The sequence below is a fragment of the Deltaproteobacteria bacterium genome (genome assembly GCA_028818775.1).
Classification (GTDB): domain Bacteria; phylum Desulfobacterota; class Binatia; order UBA9968; family JAJDTQ01; genus JAJDTQ01.
This window is the reverse complement of record JAPPNE010000149.1, coordinates 1-9,680: the sequence shown is the minus strand read 5'-3', so window position 1 is coordinate 9,680 and position 9,680 is coordinate 1. Positions and strand designations below refer to the sequence as shown.

Below are 9,680 nucleotides of genomic sequence, written 5' to 3'. Positions count from 1 at the left end.
ACCGGCGTCCCTACCGCAATCGGATCAGGCGCACCGGCCGGGGCATGTACGAGAAAACGTGATTCTGAAGAAAACTCGGCATTAGCCGTTCGGGCTTCCATAGCTTCAAAACGTTTGTTTGATTGGCGACGTGAGCGAGGCTGGGACCGCGTCGGCGCCGACATCGACGCGACGGCGGGCGATGTCTGTACATTCAATCCTTGCCAGTGATACGTGTATTCTTCGTGATCTCTGACGACTGCATTGAAATCGTGATGTCGCGAATGTCTCCGATCTCCAGCTCAAGAGGACCTTCAGCATCAGTTTGAAAAACCAGGCGATACTCCCGCTCATCCGCGAACTGGATTGGCTTTCTATGGGCCGGATCATCGAACCGGCCGTTGAAGATCCCGGGGTCGTAGTATTTCACTAGGTTTCCACCAAACCGATAGCCGTGCGCCCTGGCAGCCTTGTCGACTCTTTCAAGGAACTTGCCCACATCGACGACAAGCACGGCAAATCGGCCGAATTTGAGATACCCTTGAGGTTGGATGATTCTATCCTGGAGAACAGTTGGGTCGATTGGATACTCAACGTCTTCATTATGGAGGGCAGTCATACAGAACACGTTCAAGTCGAGAGCAGCGTTGCTTGCCATCCTGACCGGACCGATCAACCCATCTAGCCGTATACCATTGATCTCTACTATGATCTGGTCCGGCTGATGATGCCAGATGGTGCCTTCAGTCGGATCTCCTCGACTCCCTTGTTCGAGCTCGCGGAAGTGCGATAGCTTGCGAGCAAAGAGCGTTCCCTTTCGGAACTTTTCGGCATGACACTCTTGCTCGAAGACCTTGACAAGACAAAATAGCATTTCCCAATCTTTCTCTCTTGGTCAATGGGTACGGAGGGCCGCTCAATCCCCGAAGAAGACCCGCGCGAGCAGTTCTAGCGAGAGGCGGATTGGACAGGACACAGTAGGTGAGACCTTCGCCGATCTCAGACACAACCTCCTACTTTCGAGTTGGAGGAGGGTTACGCCACGGCGGCGAGTCGAGCTGGTGGCTACGCCTCACGCACGGTCGAAATCCTGAAGCGTGATGCCGAGGTCTCTCAGGATGGCTCTGACTGTTCCCGTTTTCAGCTCATGGCTGCCCCAGTTGGGGATGGTTGTCCTGCGGCCGTTCGACGATCGAATCCAAATCTCGTGGTCGCCGCGGGCGCGTCGGTCAAGGTGGCATCCGAGTCGGCGCAGCTTGCGCGTGAGTTCGCCGTATCTCAAACTGCAACCATGACCTCACCGAGACCCTCGTACTTCTGGGCGTCAACGATGGCTGCTTCAACCTTTTCGGGGAGCGGCTCGCCCCGGTCCCGGTAGGACTCGATGAACGCCGTGGCAACGCCTTGAAGGCTCTCCAGCGCCTGTGCACGGGTATCTCCCCAGGCGCGGCAGCCGGGCAAGTCGGGGATTTCGGCAAGGTACTTGCCTTCTGTCTCATCCGACGGATCCCGCAGGGCGAATCTTAGTCTGTACAGTTCCATTTCAGCATCCTTTACCCAGACGTTCAGGGCATCGTCTGTGGTCCGGAAGTTTGCCGGAATATTCCGGTCGTGGCAAGAAAGGCGGGTGCCCAGAGTGATGGGTGTCCCGGCGGAAGGTGATCCATGAGGAGCCGTCAGATCCGGAAACGCCCCACGGCCGTGACGCATTGACCATGAATATCCGAAGCGAGCGGCATTCCTCAAGGGTGCGCCGGGCGGTCGGCGGCATGCGGCGGACCTTGTCGAACGGCCGGTGGACGTGGCCAGCATCCGGCGCGGAGTTCCGGTTTGTTCGATAGCCGAGACCTCCGGCGCACGCTCGGGGAGCCCGACTTCTCGCGGGGTCTGGAGTATTTCGAGCGCGGCATGGTGCGTTCGGTGGAATTCGAAGCCCGGTCGCGAGTCCATGGGCGGGTGGCGGGCAGCCGGGCCAACGCGTACGAGGTTTGGGCGGTGTTGGTTTTCGGGGTGGACGATGCGTTGCTCTCGGTGTCGGGAACCTGCACCTGCCCGCTGGGCTTCAACTGCAAGCATGTGGCAGCGCTGCTGCTGGCCGCGTGCAACGCGCCGTCCGGGTCCAAGGCTCGGGACCCGGTACCGCACGAGGTCCGCCGCTGGCTCGATCGCTGGTCCGGGCGGAACGGCGCGGCGGTCGAAGTCCGGCCGTCCGGGCCGCCGGCGACCGGGCAGGAGCATCTCTTCTACGTCATCCACCGGAGTGAGATGCGCGGCATGTGCATCGACCCCTACCGGGCGTATCTCAGGAAGGACCACACCATCGGCAGCAACTTCCGACGGTTCGACCGACGTTCCTCCTGGGCCCGACGGAACCTGACCGTGCAGGATGCCGGTCTCCTGGGCAAACTTGCGTTGTTCGCCGACGACGGCCTCGAACCGCGCTCCGAATGGCCGGAAGGCGACGTCCTGGTGGGCCTTGTCCGGGAGATCGTGGAGACGGGCCGCTCCCGCGCTCACGACATTCATGGGATGGGGTTGTCGTGGGCGCCGCCGCGGCGATGCGAGTTGTTCTGGGATGTTGGCGAATCCGGTGAGCAACGGCTGTCGGTGCGGGACCGTGGCGGTTCCTCCCTGACCCTTCGAGGCCGCCATCCAGACCATGCAGGTCCGCAAGCAGGCGCTTGCGGATGCACTGTTCGAGGGAACCGGCCAAGGCCCCCTGACGCTCACCGAAAAGGACGTCGCGGCGCTGTTCGGCGCCGGATGAGGGTTGGGAAATGCTGACGTTCAATGCGCTCGACGTGGAGACCGCCAACGCGGATCGCGCAAGCATCTGCCAGATAGGCATCGTCCACGTCCGGGACGGTGAGATCTCTGATCAGTGGCAAACCCTCGTGGACCCGGAGGACTGGTTCGATGACTGGAATGTCTCGATTCACGGAATCGCGGAAGAGGACGTTAGGGGCAGCCCAACCCTACCGAAAATTCGCGATGAGTTACGCAAACGGTTACGCGACTCGGTTGTGGTCAGTCACACCGCCTTTGACCGAGTAGCGTTCGAGCGCGCCACGAACCGGTACGACCTGGAACCGCTTCAGGTTACGTGGCTCGACAGCGCAAAGGTGGTCCGGCGCGCATGGCCAGACCTCTTCGGACGCAGAGGATACGGACTCAAGAATGTCGCCAAAGTGCTCAACATCGAGTTCAAGCATCACAACGCCCTGGAAGACGCCAAGGCTGCGGCAGAGATTGTGCTCCGAGCGCATGCCGACACGGATCTGGACCTTGAAGAATGGTTGCAGCGAGTGGAGCGCCCAATCTTCCCGAAGGCTTTGGCATCGGCGAAACGAGAGGGCGACGTGGAGGGGGCCCTGTTTGGCGAAACCGTTGTCTTTACCGGCGCGCTCTCCCGGGTTCGCAGGGAAGCAGCCGACATGGCCGCAAAGGCCGGTTGCAACGTGACCGACAACGTCAGCAAAAAGGTAACACTTCTCGTGGTCGGAACGCAGGACAGGACGAAACTCAAGGGTTACGAAAAGAGCACCAAGCACCGGAAGGCGGAAGCTCTGATCAAGCGGGGCGCGGAGATCCAGATTCTCTCCGAGAACGATTTCTGCGAGCTGATGGTCTTGGCCGAAGAGGATGGCTAAGAGAGGGGCCGGAAGCCTCCCATGGGGTTGTGGGGACCTTGACAGGCGGCGCCGTCAAGGTCCCCACCTAGGGGCTCTCTTGGGTAGGGGCCCAAGAGCAACAGCGGTCATCCTCACGGTGACCGCCGATCTACCCAACGAAAGGAAACCCTCTGGACCCCCACCCATCAATCGAGACTGGTTTTCACCACCGTCACTCGAAGCGGCATCGCCGCTGCCGGAACCTTCGTGCTTGGCCAGTCGGGAACGATTCGCTTTTCGACGGCCAGTCGGCTACCCTCGGATTAAATTTTCCACGGCGGCCGCAAGCAATGGAAGGACAAATGAGATGGCGAAAGCCGCAAACCGCACGAACACGGCCCTGAAGGAGGCCATGACCAAGAGTCGGCTCCTGGACGCCCTGTCCGAATCGACCGGGCTCCAAAGGAAGGACGTGGCCTCGGTGCTTGACCAGCTCGGAGTGGTCATCGAGCGTCACGTCAAGAAACGCGCGGTGGGAACGTTTACGCTTCCCAGACTGCTGAAGATCAAGGTGGTGCGTAAGCCCGCAACAAAAGCGCGTAAGATGCTCTCCCCCTTCACCGGACAGGAGATCACGGTGGCCGCGAAGCCCGCATCGCGGGCGGTGAAGGTTCAACCCCTGAGCGGGCTCAAGTGCATGACGGAGTAAGCCCGGGCCAGAGGGAAGGGAGCACGGTTAGGCTGTTCGGACCGAGAGAGCGATGGTTGCCGATCGCCGCCACATCTGTTCGTGTGTCCCAGTGCCTGCCGTGGTTGGAAACTCCACGCGGCATGGAACTTCGCCGCCCCCGATGCGACGTGCCGGCGCCATAGGGCGCCAGGAGATGCCGGGGTCGCGCACAGGCGGTGGAAACGCGGTGTTGGCTATGTGTTGATTCTTCGTGAGCGCATCATAGAGTCTTTCGAGGGAAGGGTTTTACTTCCTTATTTTCAGGTAGTTATGGGTGGCCGACGTAGGACAAGCCCTACAACAGCCAAGTTTGAAACCCTCCTATGATTCGATGGCACTGGTACTCAGTCGTGCGTTTCCGTCGCCAATTGCGACTTTGTTGAGGGTAGCCTAAGCCGACAACGGTGCCGTCTTCCGCACGGTCCTGCGCTCAGCCTTCTTTCCCGGTGTTGACCTTTGGGCTGACTGTCGGCGGATCCACGCATGCTGCCGTGTCATGTCAACCAATCGATATAGGTGAGGTGGAAAGCACCTGGTGGGCACACGCTGGGCAGCCAGCGCGCCTCCTGCCGATGGTCGTGCTGGGTCCACAGCAGTTCCTGGAAACGGATGTCTGCGGCCCCGATCGATGGCATCAACTGCTGGTCGCGACCTTCACGGCCGATAACCTCGCCTGCGGGGCCAGACTAGCCGCACGGCGTTTGAGGCCGCTCATGGGACACCTACCGGGCCATCACGGCTTGGCGGCAGCGCCCGGATGCCGGCCGGACGGCGATACGTATACCGGGCGGGCTTGGGGAACTGTGCACGACGGAAATTGGACATCGAGGTCATTCGCCATGGGGAACGTCCTTGAGCCAAAGGGTGCCTTGGCCGTCGACAACGCCGAGAGCCTCGGCGTCCTCGGGATCGCGGTAGTAGAGGGTACTGCCGCGGATCGAGATCTCGCACGGCCGTGTCGGCGCCGGGGCCGGAGCCTGTCGTTCGACGTCCGGCTCGCGGAACGTCCAGCCGCTGGTCACTAGCCCGGCGGAAGGACGGTGGCGGCATGAACCGGAGCGCCGACCGAGCCGGGGAGGCGAAGCGATTGCCCGCTTCCGATGGAGACGGGGACGACGCGATCGACTGTTTCCCGGGTGCAGCGTCCGTGATACGTGAGTTTCCGGAAGGTCCTGGGCCTGCCTCCAGAAAGCGTCGAGGTTTGTCACAGGCTCCTCGACCCACTGGGCCTTCCACCGTACCGCCGGGAAGCGTATCCTGAAGAAGGAAAGACAGGGCGGCGCACGGATGTGCATGGACCGAAATGAGTCCGCTTACCGACGGAGCTTGATGCGTGATGTTCCGCAGGGCGGTATGGGAGCGGGTGCTGCTGTACTCCTTTCCGGTGGTTCTCGTGATGACCCTGAGCTACACCGGCCACCTTGAGAACTACTACCTCTACCACCCGGTCCGCGAGATCACCGTCACACCGGCCGACTACGGAGTCCCGTTCGAGGACGTGAATTTCCAGGCCGGTGACGGCGTCCGGCTGCACGGCTGGTACGTGAGACCTCCCGGTCCCGACCGCCCCGTGCTGCTCTGGGCGCACGGCAACGCGGGCAATCTCTCCCACCGGGCTCACAACATCGCCGCGATCCACAAGGAACTGCGGGCAGGAGTCTTCCTGTTCGACTACAGGGGGTTCGGCCGAAGCGAGGGAAAGCCCTGGGAGTCGGGACTCTACGACGATGCCCGGGCGGCCTACGCCTGGTTGCGCCGGCGGGTTCCGCCGGAGCGGATATTCGTCTTCGGACGTTCTCTGGGGGCCGCGGTGGCGGTACGCATCGTCTCCGAGGGCGCCGCCGCCCGCGGTCTGATCCTTGAATCGCCCTTCGAGACTCTGCTGGCCATGGGAAAGGAACTGTTCCCGTTCCTCCCCGTGAGTTGGCTCGTTTCCCAGAAGTTCGACAACACCCGCTACCTTCCCCTGGTGAGGATACCCGTGTTCATCCTTCACGGCGACGCCGACGAAGTCGTCCCTATCGCTCACGGCCGGCGGCTGTTCGAGCTGGCCAATCCGCCCAAGCGCTTTCACGTCATTCGGCGGTCGGGCCACAACGACACTTGGCGCGCCGGCGGCAAACGGTACTGGGACGCATGGCGCTCGTTCCTGGAGAACCCCGGGCAGATGCCCTGAACTCGGAGGGATTGCCGGGAATGCCGGTGGGGACAGTGGGAGGGGAAGCGGCGCTGGGCGGGCCGTAACCTCCGCGCTCGCCCGAAGGCATGAGGTGAGTGCGAAAATGACTCCAGCGCCGTCTCGGCCAATTTCCCCGATTTGCCGTCATTTGCAAGCCGCAACGCCCGGATCCACTCTAAGGCCCGGCGTCGGAGAAGAGCCGGTTCTGCTCGTCGATGGGAGGGGCCAGTAGCCTGTTGAGGAAGCGCGGCATGGGCGGCGGGTGTCGAAACGCCACGAGCCCCGGAAACACTGTTCATTCCTTGCCGTAACGGCGACGAAGCTCGGCCTTCACGACCTTCCCCATGGCGCTCTTGGGAAGCTCGTCCACGAAGCGGTACAGGCGAGGCACCTTGTAGTGACCGAGGAACCGCCGGCAGTGTTCGGTGAGAGCTTTCTTTCCGTTGCCAGCCGCGAGATCGGACCCAGGTGCGGGCACGATCGCCGCGAGGACCGTCTCTCCCCTGGTTTCCTCCGGGACGCCGATGACCGCCGCCTCCACCACGTCCGGGTGCCTGTAGAGGGCGGCCTCGACCTCACCCGACCAGACGTTTTCCCCGCCCGTGATGATGATGTCCTTCTTCCGATCGAGCAGGTAGAGGAAGCCTTCGCCGTCGAGCCTCCCGACATCCCCGGTGAAGAACCATCCATCGCGGAAGACCGCCGCGGTCTCGTCCGGCCGGTCGAGATAACCCGGCGACACGTTCGGGCCGCGGACCGCGATCTCGCCCGCTTCCCCGGCCGGCAAATCGTTCCCCTCGTTGTCCACGATGCGGAGATTCACTCCCAGGACGGGCCGTCCCACCGAGGGCAGCCGTTCCCCGCCCAGGTGGTGGTTCCAGCCAAGCGTTGTCAGAACCGGCGAGGTCTCGGTAAGGCCGTAGCTGTGCACCAGCTCGACCCCCGGAAAGGTTTCCATCGTCCGGCGGATCCAGACGGTGTCGATCGGCGCGGCGCCGTACGTAATCCTGCGAAGGCTGGAGATGTCGAAGTCCCGAATCCTTCCCACCCGGATGATCCGGATGATCATGGTCGGGGAGAGCAACGTGAAGGTGACGCGGCTCTTCTCCACCGCGGCGAGGAATGCATCCGGCGTGAAGTCCGGCAGGTAAGCGTGCGCCGCGCCGGCAAGGGAGAGCGGTGTGCCGAGCAGACCGGCGGCATGGAACATGGGCGCGACGTGAAGCATCACGTCGTCCTCGGCGAGGCGGTACGGCTCCATGAGCTGGAGGCCGTTGGTCACGATGTTGCGATGGGTGAGCCGTACGCCCTTGGCCCGGCCGGTGGTGCCGCCGGTGTACAGAAGCAACGCGTCGTCATCCTCGCTGACGGCGGCGCCGGAGTCCTCGGGTGAAGCGTCGCGGATCTCTTCGTAGACGGGCCGTCCCGGCATGCCGCCGTGTTCGCGTCCGATCCAGAGAACCTTGTCCCGGTACGGCGCGAGAGCCGGATCGGCAATGCGCCTCGCCCAGTGGTCCTCCACTGCAACCAGGCGCGGCGAGATCTCCTCCAAGATGGCCGCGATCTCTAACGGGGCGAGCCGGTAGTTGATGGGCACCGGCACGGCGCCCGTCCAGTAGCCGGCGTGAATCAGCTCGGCCTGCCGCGGGTCGTTGCGGCACATGATGGCAAAACGGTCTCCGGCCCCGACACCAAGCGCTCGCAGCGCGCCCGCCGCCTGCCGAATCCGGACGACGAACTCGCTCCATGTCAGGGTGCGGCCGCCGGAAACGGGAACCAGCGCGGGGTTGGCCGGGAAGTGCCGTTCAGCCCGTTCCAGCAGCGCCCGCATCGTAGTCATGGATCGAGACCCGTTGGCGTGGCTCAGGATCAGACGGGGCCGTGTGGATTGCTGTGCCGCCTGAGTATGATCGATGCTCCGTCCTGCCCTCGCGCCTGGCGGACGGCAAGCGGCTCCGGGACCCTCCAGACCCGCCGGTCTCGGGGCTCATCCTCACGGGGTCTTGTCGGGACCGTCATCGCGTACCAGGGGCTCCCATCGTTCAGTCGCCGAAACGGCGGCATCCTATCGGCTCGCATCACAATCGTCAAATTGCTGTGGTTGATCCGGTCAAGGAGCGACGGGGATCTGACGGCGGCAGTCTTCAAGAAAGGTCCGCCGGCTCTTGGGCATGTCGGCTCGGCTATTCGATGTCGGAATGCCCTTGCGGCACCACCACGAGATTCGCGGTCACTTCCGCTACGCCGGGGACGGCCTTGACGATTGCCACCACGCCTTCCGCCGCAACCGACGAGGAAACCATTCCGGACACCGTCACCGTGCCGTTGTGCGCCTTCACGTCGACGGGCAGTTCGCGGTACGGGTCGGACTGAAGCAGCGTCGCCTGGGTCTTCCTGGCCAGCGCGAGGTCTTCGAAGGCTTGCCTGGAGGCCTCCGTCTCGGCAAACGCCGCGAGCCGGGCGGCGGCGCCGATGATCTCGCTGGCCGCGTCCACGCCCATGGCGAGATTGAGCGCCAGGTGGTACCGGGTTGGGTCCTGCCAGTCGTGGCCGAACAGGGACATGAGGCGCCGGCTGCGGGCACGGTCGGTGTGCTCGAGCTGCTTGCGGATGGCGCCTTCGTCTTGCGCGGGGCGCGACCGGAGCAGGTCGATGCGCAGGTCCATGGAGCCGGTCACGAAGACCTTGAGCACATGGGAGACTCCGGGAAGGAGCTCGTGCCCCACGTGGCCGTGGTAGACAATCGGGCCGGCCTGAGCCATCTCGCACATGGCGGCCTGGAGCGCTATACGGTAGGGCCGCAAGTCCTGCAGCCACTGCTCCCACCAGTGTGGCGCCTTCTCCGTGATGTCGTCGAGCTTGGCGCGCGGCACGCCGTAATTCGGCAGAGTGGCCGCCAGATCCTGCCGCCCCACGCACTTGTAGTTCAGTGATTTCGCGACCCGGTTGGCGACTTCCTCCGCCCCGTGGATACCTTCATAGATCATGATGATCGCCATGACCAATCCTCCTCCCCGAGAGGGACGCGACACCAGACCATGCCTGACCTCACACATTCAGCATAGTGCCGGGACCGCGAACAGGCAATGAAGAGAGTTTTCCAATGAGACATGAGGCTGACGGAGGAGGCGGAATCCAACGAGAGAATGAGCCCGAAGTCTGCGGGTGGGGGAGAATGGGA

Annotated in this window: 10 protein-coding genes; 4 read left to right on the top strand and 6 right to left on the bottom strand. The window is 63.2% G+C overall.

What is annotated here, in order from left to right:
* Positions 1 to 193 precede the first annotated feature (193 nt).
* The 3 genes from OXU42_16250 to OXU42_16240 all read right to left on the bottom strand — a co-directional run bounded on the left by OXU42_16250 (position 194) and on the right by OXU42_16240 (position 1,521).
* Positions 194 to 853: a hypothetical protein gene (locus OXU42_16250; protein ID MDE0030939.1), complete on the bottom strand. Its 660-nt coding sequence runs from the start codon at positions 851 to 853 to the stop codon at positions 194 to 196.
* A gap of 198 nt (positions 854 to 1,051) precedes the next feature.
* Positions 1,052 to 1,261 carry a type II toxin-antitoxin system HicA family toxin gene (locus tag OXU42_16245; protein MDE0030938.1) on the bottom strand — a complete coding sequence of 70 codons (210 nt, stop codon included), beginning with the start codon at positions 1,259 to 1,261 and terminating at the stop codon, positions 1,052 to 1,054.
* Positions 1,258 to 1,521, bottom strand: a complete 264-nt coding sequence (locus tag OXU42_16240; GenBank protein MDE0030937.1) for a type II toxin-antitoxin system HicB family antitoxin — start codon at positions 1,519 to 1,521, stop codon at positions 1,258 to 1,260. The genes OXU42_16245 and OXU42_16240 overlap by 4 nt, the downstream gene beginning before the upstream one ends.
* A 288-nt stretch (positions 1,522 to 1,809) precedes the next feature.
* Between OXU42_16240 and OXU42_16235 the strand changes: the two genes are divergently transcribed.
* From OXU42_16235 to OXU42_16225, 3 genes are all read left to right on the top strand, one after another.
* Positions 1,810 to 2,763: an SWIM zinc finger family protein gene (locus OXU42_16235; GenBank protein ID MDE0030936.1), complete on the top strand. Its 954-nt coding sequence runs from the start codon at positions 1,810 to 1,812 to the stop codon at positions 2,761 to 2,763.
* A complete protein-coding gene (locus OXU42_16230) occupies positions 2,757 to 3,629 on the top strand; it encodes an exonuclease domain-containing protein (protein ID MDE0030935.1) in 873 nt (290 codons plus the stop codon). Before OXU42_16235 ends, OXU42_16230 begins: the two co-directional genes overlap by 7 nt.
* Positions 3,630 to 3,957: 328 nt before the next feature.
* Positions 3,958 to 4,299: an HU family DNA-binding protein gene (locus OXU42_16225; GenBank protein ID MDE0030934.1), complete on the top strand. Its 342-nt coding sequence runs from the start codon at positions 3,958 to 3,960 to the stop codon at positions 4,297 to 4,299.
* A gap of 851 nt (positions 4,300 to 5,150) precedes the next feature.
* On the opposite strand, the gene OXU42_16220 is transcribed toward OXU42_16225, so the two are convergent.
* Entirely contained in the window at positions 5,151 to 5,342 is a 192-nt protein-coding gene (locus OXU42_16220; protein MDE0030933.1) for a hypothetical protein, read from the bottom strand.
* A 314-nt stretch (positions 5,343 to 5,656) separates the two neighbouring features.
* On the opposite strand from OXU42_16220, the gene OXU42_16215 reads away from it, so the two are divergent.
* A complete protein-coding gene (locus OXU42_16215) occupies positions 5,657 to 6,496 on the top strand; it encodes an alpha/beta hydrolase (GenBank protein MDE0030932.1) in 840 nt (279 codons plus the stop codon).
* A 298-nt stretch (positions 6,497 to 6,794) separates the two neighbouring features.
* On the opposite strand, the gene OXU42_16210 is transcribed toward OXU42_16215, so the two are convergent.
* Positions 6,795 to 8,339, bottom strand: coding sequence for an AMP-binding protein (locus tag OXU42_16210; protein ID MDE0030931.1), 1,545 nt, complete (start codon positions 8,337 to 8,339; stop codon positions 6,795 to 6,797).
* 343 nt (positions 8,340 to 8,682) lie between these two features.
* Positions 8,683 to 9,498, bottom strand: a complete 816-nt coding sequence (locus OXU42_16205) for a cytidylate kinase family protein (GenBank protein MDE0030930.1) — start codon at positions 9,496 to 9,498, stop codon at positions 8,683 to 8,685.
* Between the last annotated feature and the right edge of the window lie 182 nt (positions 9,499 to 9,680).